This is a genomic window from Brevibacillus sp. TJ4 (genome assembly GCF_044627595.2).
In the GTDB taxonomy this organism is placed as follows: domain Bacteria; phylum Bacillota; class Bacilli; order Brevibacillales; family Brevibacillaceae; genus Brevibacillus.
This window is the reverse complement of sequence record NZ_CP185865.1, coordinates 2,102,545-2,117,912: the sequence shown is the minus strand read 5'-3', so window position 1 is coordinate 2,117,912 and position 15,368 is coordinate 2,102,545. Positions and strand designations below refer to the sequence as shown.

General features: G+C 54.9%; 17 protein-coding genes. 6 read left to right on the top strand and 11 right to left on the bottom strand.

Annotated elements, in window-relative coordinates; all coding sequences use genetic code 11:
* Positions 1–94: 94 nt before the first annotated feature.
* The gene (locus tag ACAF76_RS10365; protein ID WP_421617867.1) at positions 95–358 is read right to left on the bottom strand and encodes a hypothetical protein; all 264 of its coding nucleotides are present in this window, start codon (positions 356–358) and stop codon (positions 95–97) included.
* Between the two features lie 239 nt (positions 359–597).
* Between ACAF76_RS10365 and ACAF76_RS10360 the strand changes: the two genes are divergently transcribed.
* Complete coding sequence (locus ACAF76_RS10360; protein WP_421617865.1) at positions 598–1,152, top strand: YkoP family protein; 555 nt, start codon at positions 598–600, stop codon at positions 1,150–1,152.
* Positions 1,153–1,231: 79 nt separating this feature from the next.
* On the opposite strand, the gene ACAF76_RS10355 is transcribed toward ACAF76_RS10360, so the two are convergent.
* From ACAF76_RS10355 to ACAF76_RS10325, 7 genes are all read right to left on the bottom strand, one after another.
* A complete protein-coding gene (locus ACAF76_RS10355) occupies positions 1,232–1,801 on the bottom strand; it encodes a YhcN/YlaJ family sporulation lipoprotein (protein WP_421617863.1) in 570 nt (189 codons plus the stop codon).
* Between the two features lie 77 nt (positions 1,802–1,878).
* Positions 1,879–2,229, bottom strand: coding sequence for a stage V sporulation protein AE (spoVAE, locus tag ACAF76_RS10350; RefSeq protein ID WP_421617861.1), 351 nt, complete (start codon positions 2,227–2,229; stop codon positions 1,879–1,881).
* 11 nt (positions 2,230–2,240) lie between these two features.
* A complete protein-coding gene (spoVAD, locus tag ACAF76_RS10345) occupies positions 2,241–3,251 on the bottom strand; it encodes a stage V sporulation protein AD (protein WP_421617860.1) in 1,011 nt (336 codons plus the stop codon).
* Between the two features lie 3 nt (positions 3,252–3,254).
* Positions 3,255–3,728 carry a stage V sporulation protein AC gene (gene spoVAC, locus ACAF76_RS10340; RefSeq protein ID WP_421617858.1) on the bottom strand — a complete coding sequence of 158 codons (474 nt, stop codon included), beginning with the start codon at positions 3,726–3,728 and terminating at the stop codon, positions 3,255–3,257.
* Between the two features lie 15 nt (positions 3,729–3,743).
* Positions 3,744–4,604: a DUF421 domain-containing protein gene (locus tag ACAF76_RS10335; protein WP_421617856.1), complete on the bottom strand. Its 861-nt coding sequence runs from the start codon at positions 4,602–4,604 to the stop codon at positions 3,744–3,746.
* Positions 4,605–4,683: 79 nt separating this feature from the next.
* Positions 4,684–4,890, bottom strand: coding sequence for a DUF1657 domain-containing protein (locus ACAF76_RS10330; protein ID WP_421617854.1), 207 nt, complete (start codon positions 4,888–4,890; stop codon positions 4,684–4,686).
* Between the two features lie 190 nt (positions 4,891–5,080).
* Positions 5,081–5,275 (bottom strand): small, acid-soluble spore protein, alpha/beta type, encoded by a 195-nt coding sequence (locus ACAF76_RS10325; protein WP_421617914.1) that lies wholly within the window; start codon positions 5,273–5,275, stop codon positions 5,081–5,083.
* Between the two features lie 233 nt (positions 5,276–5,508).
* On the opposite strand from ACAF76_RS10325, the gene ACAF76_RS10320 reads away from it, so the two are divergent.
* Complete coding sequence (locus tag ACAF76_RS10320; RefSeq protein WP_421617852.1) at positions 5,509–6,387, top strand: 5'-3' exonuclease; 879 nt, start codon at positions 5,509–5,511, stop codon at positions 6,385–6,387.
* Positions 6,388–6,461: 74 nt separating this feature from the next.
* Here ACAF76_RS10320 and ACAF76_RS10315 read toward each other — a convergent pair whose 3' ends face one another.
* Complete coding sequence (locus ACAF76_RS10315; protein WP_421617851.1) at positions 6,462–8,171, bottom strand: hypothetical protein; 1,710 nt, start codon at positions 8,169–8,171, stop codon at positions 6,462–6,464.
* Positions 8,172–8,184: 13 nt separating this feature from the next.
* Positions 8,185–9,486, bottom strand: coding sequence for an AAA family ATPase (locus ACAF76_RS10310; protein WP_421617913.1), 1,302 nt, complete (start codon positions 9,484–9,486; stop codon positions 8,185–8,187).
* 263 nt (positions 9,487–9,749) lie between these two features.
* Between ACAF76_RS10310 and ACAF76_RS10305 the strand changes: the two genes are divergently transcribed.
* From ACAF76_RS10305 to ACAF76_RS10295, 3 genes are all read left to right on the top strand, one after another.
* Positions 9,750–11,135 carry a hypothetical protein gene (locus ACAF76_RS10305; protein WP_421617849.1) on the top strand — a complete coding sequence of 462 codons (1,386 nt, stop codon included), beginning with the start codon at positions 9,750–9,752 and terminating at the stop codon, positions 11,133–11,135.
* Positions 11,136–11,273: 138 nt separating this feature from the next.
* Positions 11,274–12,308 (top strand): hypothetical protein, encoded by a 1,035-nt coding sequence (locus tag ACAF76_RS10300; protein ID WP_421617847.1) that lies wholly within the window; start codon positions 11,274–11,276, stop codon positions 12,306–12,308.
* A 98-nt stretch (positions 12,309–12,406) separates the two neighbouring features.
* On the top strand, positions 12,407–12,961 hold the full coding sequence (locus ACAF76_RS10295; RefSeq protein WP_421617846.1) for a DJ-1/PfpI family protein: 555 nt from the start codon (positions 12,407–12,409) through the stop codon (positions 12,959–12,961).
* Positions 12,962–13,037: 76 nt separating this feature from the next.
* Here ACAF76_RS10295 and ACAF76_RS10290 read toward each other — a convergent pair whose 3' ends face one another.
* Positions 13,038–14,510: a protein adenylyltransferase SelO gene (locus ACAF76_RS10290; protein ID WP_421617844.1), complete on the bottom strand. Its 1,473-nt coding sequence runs from the start codon at positions 14,508–14,510 to the stop codon at positions 13,038–13,040.
* Between the two features lie 179 nt (positions 14,511–14,689).
* Here ACAF76_RS10290 and ACAF76_RS10285 point away from each other — a divergent pair, with 179 nt between their 5' ends.
* Positions 14,690–15,352, top strand: a complete 663-nt coding sequence (locus ACAF76_RS10285; RefSeq protein WP_421617842.1) for an HAD family hydrolase — start codon at positions 14,690–14,692, stop codon at positions 15,350–15,352.
* The last annotated feature ends 16 nt before the right edge of the window (positions 15,353–15,368 follow it).

Sequence of the window (15,368 nt, the reverse complement as noted above, 5' to 3'; positions counted from 1 at the left end):
AAGAAAGCGGGTTGTGGAAAAAGAAAAAGAAGGCTGCACCCCAAGCCTTCTCCTGCGTATCCGTCTCACCGTGCATGGAAAACGCGCTCGCCTCCTACAATTTCTTTGTATAATCGGCCATCATGTCCATGATCGACTGGACGCCGTTTAACATTTCGCTCGCCCGCTTCGTCTTTTGCGACAAAGAATTGAAGTCGAGCCGTTGCCGCTGCCGGTTTCGTTCGTTCCAGCGCCGGAACAGCTCTTCTGCCTTATCCGGATTTTTGCGGACTTCCTTGGCGCGTGACGAGTCTTCCATCAGCCATGTCTTAAATTCGGGGTGCTGGCGGAAAAGACGCTTTACATCCTTGCGTTTCATCGGCGGACACCTCTCCTTTTATCGTCCATGCGTGATCGTGATCTGTTCGTTACACCATATGACTAGTCCGCCAATGTGCTTGTGTGTTTATACCTTTTCGACGGAAAAGGGCTTAGAAGGATCATACATCTCTGCATCCTCCCTCTTTTTCCCTTGCTTCCGGCAGAATAGCTTGCATTTGATTCGCTGACCCTATCTGTGTCAGGCACATTCGAAAATTCGTCCCGTGGGTGATATGTATGAGAAAAGCATTGATGCAATCATGGTCTGTCCTCGACAGTCTGTATTATCATATGAGTACATTGGAGTACGTTGACAAACCCGCGCAAAACATCTTCCGCGTCAAACCGTTGACCTATCGCGGGAGGGCATTGTTCCTCTCCGACGGCAACACCTTTTGCAAACACGATCAGGTGATGAAAATTCACCTGCACAATTGCGTTCTCCTCAAAGAGCTCATGGCGATAGACAATGACATAAAGCGTGCCCTCTACGTATACAACCGGGTGGAGCAATCGCTGCCCGGTCTGGCGCAATATGTCGCCCGCCATCCACTGGAAGCCGAGATCAAAGGCATTATTGGCATTACGCTTTTAAACAGGGGAGTCAAAAAGCTCGGCTTCGAGGTGCACGAGATCCCCAACCCCTGGTACTTGCGCCTGAAGCAGTTGTACCTAAAACCGATGTTTATCCTCTGCCACCCCCACCCCAAAGACGCATTTCGCGGAAAAGACCTCGCTCCCAAATATTTGATCATGTCCAAGGAGAGATTGTTAAAGCTGTACTTGCGGTAATGCTCATCGCGGGCATGCACGGCCGCCCCACGCAAAAAAAGGTCCCTGTCGCGCTTGGCGGGAACCTTTTGCACCTGCATTATCTGCTCATTGGAAATACACGCTGGATCATCGTACGGAACTCTTTGCCAAACCCGGTAATCGGTCTTCCCTCTTGCACGTCCGTCACATAGCGATTTACACGGGCGACAAACTCGGGATTGGTGGAAACGTACACGCGTTCGATCGACGGATCTACCGCACGGACCTGATTGGCGATCTGGTTCTCCAAGGCAGGGCTGAGACCGGCCTGGTCTGGCTGCAGGACGCATGCGACATAGGCGTTGCGATTCGTAACGAGTACATGGGCTCGCTGCACACCTTGCAATTGGGCGATGCTGGTAGCGCTCTTGCTGGCGATTTGCACCCGCTGTTCCCGGTTTTTTGCCCTTTTCTGGGCTTGCTGCGTCTTCGCCCCTTGCTGTTGACTTTTGCCTCCCTGCTGATTCGTTTTGGCTTGGCCTTGCTGTTTGGTTCGCGTGCCTTGCTGCTGGGCAGTTCCACCCTGCTGCTGGTTATTCCCCCCTTGCTGCTGCGACTGGTCGTTATTTGTATTGCACCCCGACACGATCAAAAGACCAGCCAGCAGTACCGCAACTGCTTTCTTCATATGCGTTCACTCCTTTTGCCCTTTGTGCAGTAGCGCCTTTATTATGTGCATGGCGCGTATTTTCATACCATTTACGCTCAACCCTTTGGCCGAAACAACAGGGCCATGAAAAAGCCGAACACAATCGCCGATGATATCCCCGCACTCGTCACTTCAAAAATGCCGGTGACAATGCCGATCAAACCGGTCTTTTCCGCTTCGGCCATGGCTCCGTGGACGAGCGAGTTGCCGAAGCTGGTAATCGGGACGGTAGCTCCCGCACCGGCAAATTTGATCAGCGGATCGTACAGACCGACACCGTCAAGCACAGCTCCGGCGACAACCAGCGAGGACATCGTATGAGCCGGCGTCAGCTTGATCACATCCATCAGAAACTGACCGACAAGACATATCGTTCCACCTACCAAAAACGCCCATAAAAACGTCATGCTCTTCCTCCTTACACATGCCCGGCTTCAATCGCCACGGCATGGGCAATGCAAGGGATGCTCTCCCCTTGCTGGTATGAGATCGGCGACAGAAGTGCCCCGGTAGCAACGACCAGAATCCGCCTCCATTCCCCCTGCTTCAATCTGCGCAAAAGATGTCCGTATGTAACAGTCGCGCAGCAGGCGCATCCGCTTCCGCCCGCAAGCACAGTCGGGTTATTCCCGTACACCAGCATGCCGCAGTCCACATAGCGCTCCAACGGGATGTGGATGTTGTGAGCCGGGAGCAGCTCAGAGAGGATCGAGTGGCCGACTTTTCCCAGGTCGCCTGTAACGACCAGGTCGTAGTAATCATGGGGAATCTGCAGATCGCGGAAATGGGTTTCGATCGTGGACAGCGCGGCTGGTGCCATCGCCCCGCCCATGTTGAACGGGTCGGACATGCCCATGTCGACGATTTTCCCGATCGTTGCCGCCGCGACACGCGGACCAGTCCCTGACCGTGCTACGACAGCTGCGCCTGCACCGGTTACCGTCCATTGGGCAGTAGGCGGCTTTTGTGAGCCGTATTCGGTCGGGTAGCGGTATTGCTTTTCCGCAGCAGCATTGTGGCTGCCTGTAGCGGCTACGACGTAATCCGCTGCCTGGCTGTCCACCAGTAGCGAGGCCAAAGCCAAGCCTTCCATCGAGGTCGAGCAAGCACCGAACAGTCCGAGAAACGGAATCGCCAATGTACGGGCGGAGAAATTGGAGGAAATCGTCTGGTTCATCAAATCCCCGGCCAGCATGAATTGAATCTGTTCCCGCGACAGGCCCGCTTTTTCAATTGCCTTGTCACAAGCCTCCTCGATCAAGACGCGCTCTGCCTTCTCCCAACTGTCTTGTCCGATCATCAAATGACCGTGCAGCGTATCAAAATCCTCGGCCAACGGTCCCTGTGCTTCAAAAGGCCCGCCAATCGCCGAGGAGCCGGCAATGACCGGCCTTGTCGAAAACACCCATGACTGATGACCCTGGCGCATTCGTCATCCTCCCATTTTGATCACTGTTTTGATTAACCCGATGAAAAACGCTGCTACTACGCCGAACACGATGACCGATCCAGCCAGCTTGAACATGTTGCCGCCGACACCGAGCACAAGCCCCTCACTGCGATGTTCGAGGGCAGCCGAGGTGATCGAATTGGCAAACCCGGTCACAGGAACGCTCGTTCCGGCTCCTGCCCACTGGGCGATCCGGTCGTAATAGCCAAGGCCCGTCAGCAAGGCAGACAGAAAAATCAACACTGCCACGGTAGGGCTGCCTGCTGTTTTTTCCGTGAAGTTGAAGAAGTGAATAAATATCTCCTGAATCCCTTGCCCGATGACGCAAATCACGCCTCCGACGAAAAAGGCGCGGACAAAATTGCGCAACAGTGGACGGGGCGGTTCATGCTGTTTGGCCAATTGCTGGTACTTTTGCTGGGTCAGCGTCAGTTTTTTCTTTTTTTCGTCAGCCATCCTGTTCACTCCGATTTAACGTAATAACAACGGCTCTACCTCGTTGATAATGCTTTGCAGCCCTTCGGCGTCGACCTGATAGACCCGCTTCATTCGCTCGTCTTTCGTACTCAGGGCAAACAGTTCGAGATCGGCCTGGCATTTCTTCAATGTGGCAAACGTCAGCTTCATCGCCAGGGGTTGGGGAACCTTCAGCTTGTCGTCGTACAAATCGAGATAGAGCTGGCCGCCCTTGTCTACTTGGCCGAGGAAGACGTTTTCCAGGGCGACGCCTGCCTTTTCCAGTTCGCTCCTGACCCAGTTGCGGTTCAAACCGATCGTCGCCAACGGCTCGTCCATAATCATGCCGTCCATGATCACCGCTTGCGGTTCCTCGGCGGGGGACACCTTGAGGCCCAAATGCTGCGGGGTGAGCGGCTGATGCTGCGATTTCAGCAAAACACTGATGCTCCCGCTCGCTTCCATCAGTGCAAACTCAACGTCAGCGACGCGAAAAATATTTTTCTCGCGCAACTGTTCCATCAGCTCCTCTGTGGACACGCGCTGTGACTTCAGGTTGTCCTCGAGAATCTTGCCATCCTTGATGAGGACCGTGGCGTTTCCTTCGAGTAAATTTCGCGCCTTTTTGCTCTTGAGCGAAAGCCACTCCAACAGCACGGGGAACATGGCAAAGATGGTCAGGGAGATCAGACTATGGTAGATAGGTCCATCCAGCTCCGTCGCCATGAAAGCGGCAATCGAACCGATCGTGATCCCGACGATGTACTCCACATATGTCAGTTGGCGAATCTGCCTTTTTCCGATCACCTTGGTCAGAAGGAACAGATATAAAAGAGCGCCAACAGAGCGTATAACGATATTGAGCCAATCCGGCATGACGTGCCTACCTCCAGTTTCCCTGAGGGATTCGGAGAAGAGAGCTGCCCCCTCTCCCCGTCACCCTTGCAGAAAGCACTTAAAATCCTTTGTATTGCGGCTCCTCGTTTTCCAGTTCAGTCACGCGTTGCTGCAAATTGTTGACGATGGACTGGGTTTGTTCCGCCGCCTGGGAGAACAATTGCTTTGCCTGCTTGTTTTGCGTGCTCAGCGCAAAGCTCTCCAGGTTTGCCTGTGCGCCTTTCAGGCTTGCCAAAGTTTGCTTGACTTGGGATGCTACTGTCATGTCCTATCACCTCCTGCGATTATAGATTCAGCAAATCCGCCGAAAAATATCGGCATATGATCTTATCCAATTTTTGTAAGCGGTTGCCGAACTGTTTGCGCAACCATCGCTAATGAAGAAGAGGGAGACCGTTACGGCTCCCTCTCTACATCCAGATATGAGGTTGTTCACAGCTTTTCGTGATGCGGGATTAACGGCCGAGTTGTTGCTCGGCAAAGCTCACCAGACGCTTGGTGATTTCGCCACCAACCGAACCGTTTTGGCGGGAAGTTGTGTCAGCCCCGAGATTTACACCGAATTCTGCGGCGATCTCGTACTTCATTTGGTCCAGGGCTTGGTTCGCTTGAGGAACTAGCAAGTTGTTGCTTCCACTGTTGTTTGCCATCTTGGATTCCTCCCAACGTGTATTTTTCCCGTGACGGATCAGCTCCGCCATTTTAGGCGCTCCGTTTTGGAGCCCGGGATTGGGTCAAGAGATGTGATCACCTCTTGTACTACTACTATGGCTCTTGGCGCGGCAAAGCATCCGATGCAAAATCTGACAAAGGAAGACGCGGACATTGTGCTATAATGGGGTTCATATCCTTGCAGACAAGCATGGAAAGGAGATTACGTTTTGTGGATCAATCCGGAAAAATTCTGCTCATTGACGGTATGAGCTTTTTGTTTCGCGCGTTTTACGCCTCGGCCTGGACAGGCGGGTACCGTCAGACCTCCACAGGTGTTTATACCAATGCCGTGTACGGCTTTACGAAAATGATGCTCGATTATGTCGATCTCGTCCGGCCCTCGCATCTGTTGGTCGGCTGGGACGTCGCCTCGCGAGAAACGCTGGTGCGCAGTCAGTGGTACGAAGGCTACAAGGCAAATCGCCAGGCGCCGCCAGACGAGCTGATCCCGCAGTTTGATCTGGTCAAGGAAGTGACGGCGGCGTTTGCCGTTCCCAACCTCGGTTGCCTCGGCTTCGAAGGCGATGATATCCTCGGCACGGTCAGCACGCAGTTGGCAGACCAGGGGCACGAAATCGTGATCGCTACCGGCGACTACGACGCGCTGCAGCTCGTCAGTGAGCGGACAAGCGTCAAAATCCTGAAAAACGGCGGGAAGCATGAGCATTACACGCCGGAAAGCCTGCTGGCATTGCGCGGCATCTCTGCTGAACAGGTGGTCGACGTCAAGGCGTTGATGGGCGACACCTCGGACTGCATCCCCGGCTGTCCGGGCGTCGGCGAGAAAACCGCGATCAAACTGATCAGCGAGCACGGAACGCTGGACAACCTGTACGACAACCTGCATGCCTGCACACCCAAAATGCGCAGCAAACTCGAAGAGCACCGCGAGCAGGTGTACGTCAGTCAAAAGCTGGCTACGATCATCCGCGACGTCCCGATTGCCTACGCATTGGAACACGCCAAATGGGAGTATGATGCGGATGTGGTCAAAGCCAAGCTGGAGGAGCTGGAATTCGGCCGCACCATCCTGACGCGGGTCGGGTAACAAGAAAACGCAAACAACACCCCGCTGTCACGGTTTTCGCCGTGAACGCAGGGGTGTTTGTTGTATAGTCGTATTTACGAAAACACGTCGAGCAAAAGTCCGGTGTTCTCCTCTTCGCCTGCTTCCCACGTAGAGGCAAAGCGGACGCGATGCGAGATGCCCAAGAGGTTGTACTGCTGCACCAGATGCTGCCTCGCCGAACCGATAATCAGACTGTGCAGCCGAAGCTGCCAGCGTGTCCCGGCGTCTTCCAGAAGCTCCTGAACGTATCCGGAAATATGGCCCACACCATCTGTTACCATGACAAAATCTGCGGCCTGAAACTGCTTGTTTGCCTCCATCAGCGCAAGCCCCTTCTTGATCGGGGCATCAAAATGGGTGCCGCCGCCAAAAGCGAGCTGCGCCAGGCGGTAAAAGCCCGGCCAGTCCGGTTTGCGGTGCGAGAGAAGCTGTTCGCGCACTTCTCCCTTGGCTCCGAACAAGTAAAGGACGAAGTCGCGCTGCATCAGCATGGACAGCGCAGCAAAGGTCATCACGAATATTTGCGCCAGCCGGAGCTTGGCGCCACGCATTGAATGGGAGGTATCGAGCATGCAGATGACCGGTCCTTTGGGCGGCTTTTCCTCCCAGCCCGCCGTATCGTAGGTCATCAGCTTCTGGTCCAGCCATTTTAGAAAAAAGTACGTCTCGTAGTCCGGATCGGCCAGCAGTGCGGCTTCGCTCGCCAGCATCCGGGCGACGTCGTCCGACTGGCGCAAGTCATAGTATTCCTCGGGCAGACGCCGTTTGCGCACTTCCCGTTGCTTCACCCGAAACTGCTGGACGTTGCGGCCGACCTCTTGCAGAAACTGCACCAGCTCCGGGTGGCGGGCCAGCTTTTCCACCCATTTCAGATACTCTTCAAAACTTTGCCGGCGCAGCCTGCCCAGGTCGTGTCCCCATTGCCGGTTGGCGAACTGCTGGCTCGCAGCAAACAGCTCGTGGACGAGCAGGCTGTCCATTTCCTCTTGCGACAGCGATGCCTTGAGTGAACGTGCCAGCCATTGGCCCAGTTCTCGCTCGAAGGCATCCATCGCCTCGCGCTCCTGCCGATTCAGCCGCTCCAACTGTTTTTCCCGCTGGGCGAGCTCTTCCTCGAGTTTTTTAGCCTTTTGTACGAGCTTGCTTCGTTTCGTAAAATGGATGCGCATCTCTTCCTGCAGCTCGCTGATGCGCGTTCGCAAGGCGTCGATCTCCGCTTTGACCAACGGCTTCGTATCGCGGGCTTCCTGCTTGTCTTCGACGATCCGCTTGCCCTGCTGCAGCGTGTATCCGACCAGTTGCAGCTTGGCTCGCTGTTTTTCCGAGAGCAGTTCGAAAACTTGTGCCTGCTCGCTCCCCTCCCGTCCTTGCTGCTCTTGCAATCCGGCGATCATGGGGGCGATGTTCTGATCTTTCTCACGCTGTTTGACCTCTTCAGCAAAGCTCTCGGTCAGCCAGAGGATCGACTTGATCGCCGTCTTGAAAGACGCACTCTCCTGTCCCTGCGTACGCGGGTGGATCATGCGGGTGAAATACTGTTTCATCAGGGATCGGACCAGCCATTTGTGAAAAGGAGTCGATTCCTGCGAAGCGTCCACTTCCGGCTTTTCCAGGTAGAAGACGAAGAAGAAGTCGGCCAAAAGCTCTATCGTAAACCAGGAAGCGTGCGTGCGAGCCTGTTCTACCCACTCCTGCGCCGTTCGCGACGAGGCGAGATAAGTATCAAACAGGTAACGGTCTACGCGGCTGGCGCGAATTACCATCCTCCCTCACCCCTTATCTCGTGAAGTCGTATTCCGCTCCAGGAATCTCCTGGTCAAACAGCGTCCGGTACGTCTGCTGCAACTGCTGCAAAATCCGCTCTCCCTCGACGCGCAAATACGCGTATTTGACGGCATATTTGTCCACATTGGCGATCAGCCTGTTTTTCTCCAGGATGTAGCTGTGCAAATCTGCTTCCCGCTTTTGCCACTCCAGCAAGCGGTGGCGCAGGTCGCGGGCCGTATCGGCGATCTGGACTTTGCCTGCTTCCAACAGGTCGCGGTTTTTCTCCATCGCTTCCTTGCCGATTTTGGCTCCCACTTCTTTTTTGAATTGAAAGGCGTGCAGATCTCCTTGTTTTTCCTGCCACTTCTCGGCGATCTGGGAAAAATGGCGCAGCGGCAGCTCCTCTTCCATTTCCGCTTTCAGCATTTCCGTAAACTGTTGTTCGTACAGCTCGCGCATGACGGGCAAGTCTTCCGGGACGTCCCAGAGCATGTGCGGTGTAAAGACCGTATCCCAAATCGTCACCTGTTCGCGTCCGTGCAAGGCAGCAGAGGTTTTCCAGACGCGGGCGATCTTGTGCAAGCGACGGTCGGAGAGGCGGTATTCCTTTTCCTCCAGGCTTTGTTTCAGCCGGAACAGGAAGTAAATGATCGCCTCCGGGATGCTCACCTGCGAGGCGGCTCCCTGGATGTCCTTCACGTCGTACAGGGAAAAGACAACCGGCAGCGGGGCAGACGGCATCGTCAGCATTTTTTCATAGCTCGCCGCGAGCTTCAGATACTCGACCTCGTAGCGAAACAGGAATCGGTCATACAGCGCAGTCAACTGCTCGTTTTCGTCCGGCAGTTCGTTGGAGGCGGCGATCAGGAACTGGAGCGGGACTTCTTCTTTTTCGCTTCCATTAAAGTAAATCCGTTCGTTCAAGATCGACAGCAGGGCGTTTAATATCGCGCTGTTCGCCTTGAAAATCTCATCCAGAAAGACGAACTGGGCAGCGGGCAAGTACCCTGCCGTTTTGCGCAGATAGCGGTCCTGCTTGAGCTGTTGCAAGGAGACGGGACCGAATATTTCATCCGGTGTCGTAAAGCGTGTCAATAAATATTCAAACCAGTGTTCCGAGCCGAACAACTGGGAGACTGCGCGTGCCAACTGCGACTTGGCCGTCCCGGGCGGCCCGATGATCAGGGCGTTTTCGCCACTCATCACAGCCAGCATCAGCAGGCGGATCAATTCGCTTCGCTCCAGAAAACGGCGTTCCAACAGTTCAATCGCTTGGTCGACTTTTCGCAATACGGGTGTAGGCGGTGTCATTTGGATAGTTGGTTTCATCGTCGATGGCAGTTTGACAGACCCAATCACGTTGGTGTCAATCTGCGCCGTTTCCCCCCTCGTTCCAGATAGGCGAAAGTGTGCCAGTATGGCACTTTTCTTATACTCGCATATCAGCGCAAAAAATGCCAGTTTTCCTTCCGATTGCCATGTGTTCGTACCGCAAGTAGGTCCTCACCCACGGCTGGATAAGCGCATATTCTGCTAGCAAACGAATCTCGCAACAAGAAAAGGAGGGAGTACGAATGGGTATGGAGCTTGCTTGGCTGCACGGCGTGTATGTCGTATTTGTCCTGCTCATTATCCTCATGTTGGTGTTGCGGCGGGATACCAGTCTGGTCAGTATTCTCGGGGTCGCTGCACTCGGATTTACGGCAACAGGCTCCATCATCGATTCAGTAGGCGGAATATTCGGAAGTTTTATGTACGCGATCGGCGAACTGTTGCCTACCATTCTCGTCATTTGCATCATCGTGGCGATGAGTCACGTGCTGACGGATACCGGGATCAACGAGACGATGATTCGTCCGATGACATACCTGGTGCGCAACGCCACTCTCGCCTTCTGGGTTACCGGAATCGTGATGATGGTCATTTCCTGGTTTTTCTGGCCGTCCCCCGGCGTAGCCCTCGTCGGTGCAGTCATGCTGCCTGTCGCCTTGCGCGCAGGACTGCCGGCGATCGGGGTCGCGGTGGCGATGAACCTGTTCGGACACGGCATCGCGCTATCTGGTGATTTCATCATCCAGGGGGCACCGTCGCTTACTGCCAAGGCGGCAGGCATTCCCGTCGAAGACGTCATAGCCGCGAGCGTACCGTTGGTCATCGTCATGGGTGTGGTCACTACCGTGGCTGCGTTCTGGATGTTGAAAAAAGACATGAAACTCGGACTGATTTCATCGGCTACTGCCTCCCCGGTTGCGCGGTCGGAAGTAAAAGTAAGGCTGCCGAACACCACCCGCAAGACGCTGGCCGTCGTTGTTCCTGTGCTGTTCGCGCTGGACGTCATCGCAATGTTTGCCTACAATCTGCAAGGCGGCGAAGCGACTGCACTGATCGGCGGCACTGCCCTGCTGATCCTCATTGTGACGACGATGCTGGCTCACCGGACGAACGGGCTGGAACAAGTAACCTCCCACTTGATTCAAGGTTTTCAGTTTGGCTTTAAAGTGTTCGGTCCGGTCATCCCGATCGCTGCCTTTTTCTACATGGGAGACAGCGGATTTGTCTCGGTCTTTGGCGAGGTGCTGCCGGCAGCATCTGCTGGCATCGTAAACGACCTCGGTGTCGCTCTCGCCCACTCCATTCCCATCAACAAAGAGGTGGCCGCTCTCACCCTGACCGCCGTTGGTGTGATTACCGGGCTGGACGGCTCCGGCTTCTCCGGGATTACGCTCGCCGGTTCGTTGGCCCAGCTTTTTGCCACTGCGCTGGGGTCGGGCATTGCCACACTGACCGCACTGGGGCAAATCACTGCCATCTGGGTCGGCGGAGGCACGATCATTCCGTGGGCCTTGATCCCCGCTGCTGCCATCTGCGGTGTCGATCCGTTCGAGCTTGCTCGGCGCAACCTGTACCCGGTCGTCATCGGCTTGCTCGTCACGACGCTGTTCGCCATGTTCCTGCTGTAGCCCTGTCGGCCTCAAGTGCTGCATCAAGAAAGACGGAGGACGCGCGATGTCTCTTCGTCTTTTTTCTTCTAAAGACGCGACCAAGCCTCATACAATGTGTACTAGCCATTCTACCGTATAGAAAGGGACGTACAGGGCATGAAGGATTGGATAAAAAGTATACAAGTGGCCGCGACCTACATCGGTACTGTCGTCGGCGCTGGCTTTGCCAGTGGACAGGAAATCCTGGCATTCTTCACGATTTACGGCCATGCCGGCACGCTCGGGATTTTGCTGTCCACGCTGCTGTTCGTCTGGCTGGGGTACAAAATGATGATTCTCGCGCACAGGATGCGCACGCCTTCGTATGAATCATTCAACCAGCGCCTGTTCGGCAGCGTACTCGGCCGTGCCATGAACATCATCGTCTTTCTCACATTGTTTGGCGTCACGACGGTGATGCTCGCCGGTGCAGGCTCCGTTCTGGAGGAAACCTTCTCCATTCCATACCTGGCGGGCACGATTGCTACGGCTGTGCTGGCGATCGTCGTTTTGCACAAAGGTCTGGATCAGCTTATGGCGGTCAATATCATCGTCGTACCTGCCATGGTGCTGTTCTCGCTGCTGATCCTGTTCGACGGGCAAACGGATGTGACTGTCATCCTCCAGCCTCCCGCCGAGTACGTGTTTTTGTGGAAAACGGTGCTGTATGTATCGTTCAACCTGGCTATGGCGCAATCCGTTCTCATCCCCATCGGCTATACGATCCTCGAGCCTGTCGTGCTGTTCCGCGCGGCGGTGATCGGAGGAACCGTACTCGGATTTATGCTCCTCGTCGTCCATACCGCGATGCTCGGGCATTGGCAGGATGTACTCCATCTGGACGTTCCGATTTTGGTCATCACCGATACATGGAATGAGTGGCTGCAGCTCTTTTTCGTCTTCGTCCTGTTCTCTGAGATTTTCACGACATTGATCTCCAACGTATTCGGGATCGGACAGCAAATCCGCGAGCTGGTGCCAGTCAGCGAGCAGCGCATTTACCTCGTTCTCTTCCTGTCCGCGCTGGTTCTTTGCCTCGTCGGCTACTCCGAACTGCTGATGTTTCTCTACCCCCTGTTTGGGTATCTCGGTCTGTCGACCTTGGCGCGCATGGTGTGGCCGCATCCGTACGGAAATATGAACCACAGGTAAATTTTATGTTTTTTCCACTTTGTCCCAATCGCACCCACCCATGAATAGGAAACATATGGTACAATCATTCTATAATCAGATGAATGGAGGGATTTTCCTTGAGCAAAAAAGTATTGATCGTAACAGGAGATGCCGTAGAGGCTCTCGAAATTTTCTATCCGTACTACCGCTGCCTGGAGGAAGGAATTGAAGCGACGATCGCTTCTCCCACGGTCAAGAAACTGCAAACAGTGAGCCATGATTTCGTCGATGACATGGAGACGTTCGTGGAAAAACCCGCCTATCGTCTGCAATCGGATATTTCGTTTGCCGATGTGGACCCGACGCAGTACGACGGACTGATCATTCCAGGCGGTCGCGCCCCCGAATACATCCGGATGCACGAGGCAATGCCGGGCATCATCCGGCATTTCTTTGAAGCCAACAAGCCAATCGGTGCAATCTGCCACGCTGCACAAGTGTTTGCCGTCGTGCCTGACTTGGTGAAAGGGCGGGAAATTACAGCATTTCCAAACTGCCGTCCTGATGTCGTCGGATGCGGAGCGACGTACATCGAGCAATCGCTGCACACACATGGCAACCTGGTGTCCGGTCACGCTTGGCCTGACTTGCCCGGTTTCATGCGCGAGTTTTTCAAGCTGCTCAACAAGTAAGTTCGTCTACACACGAAATGGCTGCCCCCGCGAGGAGCAGCCATCTTTTTTTGCAAAACAATGCGCAAACGCACGATCACGTGCCGCAATAGGTTCGGTACGGACGATTGGACGGCGAAGGCAGCGTGCAGTATTCCTCCTGCTCGGGCGAATACGCGTACGGCTCTTCGAGAACGGTCAGAAGCCGCTCCATGACACGGAAATCTCCCTCCATCACGGCGCTCTCCAACGCTTCCTCGACCCGATGGTTGCGCGGAATCACCGCAGGGTTGTTCTGGCGCATCAAGTGCAGCGCGTCTGCTTTCGACTCCTTCTGCCCGTCTAGTCTGGCCTGCCAGCGTTCCAGCCACTGCGCAAATTCCGCCGTCCCGTGCAACGGGGCATCTTCCGGTCTGTCGAGCGCAAATGCGCGGAAGGTGTTCGTATAATCCGCCCCCGCCTCGTGCATCAGCGTGAGCAGGTCGCCGATCAGCGCCTCATCCTCCTCGCCTTCCTGAAAAATCCCCAATTTTGCTCTCATCCCGGAAAGCCAGGCACCTGTATACAAGTGGCGGAATCGGGCGATTTCATCCTGGGCCAGCGTCAGTGCCCGCTCTTCCTCGCCGTGGATCAGCGGCAGCAGCGCTTCGGCTAACCGCGCCAGGTTCCAGGCGGCGATATACGGCTGATTGCCATAGGCGTAGCGGCCTTGCGTGTCAATGGAACTGAACACGGTCGCAGGATCGTAGGCATCCATAAAGGCACAAGGACCGTAATCGATCGTTTCTCCGCTGATCGTCATGTTGTCGGTATTCATTACCCCGTGAATAAAGCCGACGAGCTGCCATTTGGCGATCAGCTCAGCCTGGCGCTTGATCACTTCTTGCAACAGGGCGAGGTACGGGTTGTCAGCGTCTGCGGCTTGTGGATAATGGCGCTGTACTGCATAATCGGCCAAAGTCCGCAAATCTTCGACCGTCCCCCAGTTCGCGACGTATTGGAAGGTGCCGACGCGCAGATGACTGGACGCCACACGGGTCAGTATGGCACCTGGCAGATCGGTCTCGCGGATTACGCTCTCGCCCGTCGTCACTACCGCCAGGCTGCGGGTAGTCGGAATCCCGAGTGCATGCATCGCTTCGCTGATGATATACTCACGCAGCATCGGTCCTAGCGCGGCACGACCGTCTCCGCCACGCGAGTAAGGGGTTCTGCCCGATCCTTTGAGCTGAATGTCAAAACGCTCGCCTTGTGGCGTGATTTGCTCGCCCAACAGGATCGCGCGCCCGTCACCCAGCATCGTAAAATGCCCAAACTGATGACCGGCGTATGCCTGGGCGAGCGGAGACGCGCCTTCGGGAATCCGGTTTCCGGCCAGTACGTCTACTCCTTCTTTGCTTTGCAGCGCTTGAGCCTCCAAGCCCAGAGATGCCGCCAGCGACATGTTCAGTATAATCAATTCCGGTTCGCGCACGGAGGTTGGACGGGTGCTGGAAAACAGCAGATTCGGCAGTCTGGCGTAGCTATTGTCAAACTTCCAGCCTGTATCGTTCGCTTTTTGCGATGTCAATCGGATCACCTTTTCTTTACGTATGTATGGATGAATCCTAGTGTTTGCTTCCCTATCTTTATTATGCCCTTTCCCCGTATCGTTGGCACCCTTTTTCTGCTTCAATTCGCCAGAAGCCCCGCTTGCCTGGTATGGTACGATAGTCGGAGTGAAGCCGAACCGAAAGAGAGGAAGATTTTATGTACAGCAACGCTGCCAAAAAGAAAGGCATCATTTTTGACATGGATAACACGCTGTTGCAGTCGAGCATTGACTTTGCGGAGATGAAAAAAGCTATCTTCGAATTGCTCGTCCAGTCTGAACTGGTCGATCCGGGCTTTGACTATGCGGCATACACTGCTTCCCAGTTGATTGAGCTTGGCCGGACGTCAGATCGTTTTCATTCCGAGGCAGAAACGGCGATGTGGGATGTTGTCGTCGCCTATGAATCCGCGGGGATGGATGGTGCGACGCTGGAGGAAGGGGCGGCAGAAGTGCTGGAGACGCTGCAACAGCACTATACGCTGGTCATCCTGACGAACAATGCTCGCATTGCCGCCTTGAAAGCGTTGGAGGAAACAGGAATCATCCACCACTTCGATCTGATCGTCGGCAGAGAACAGATGGACATGCTCAAGCCGTCGCCTTCGGGTATTCATTACATCCTCGATCGTTATGTACAGATCCCGGCTGACCGCTGGGTGATGGTGGGTGATTCCTGGATTGACGGAAAAGCAGCACAGGATGGCGGCGTGCCTTTCATCGCCTATCGGGCAAAACAGCAGGACATGCACTTCCATGAAGTAGTCCCCGCTGCGTACATTCAGCATTTGCGGGAACTGCTCGCTTACCTTCACAAATAATCGCAATTCTGTGATG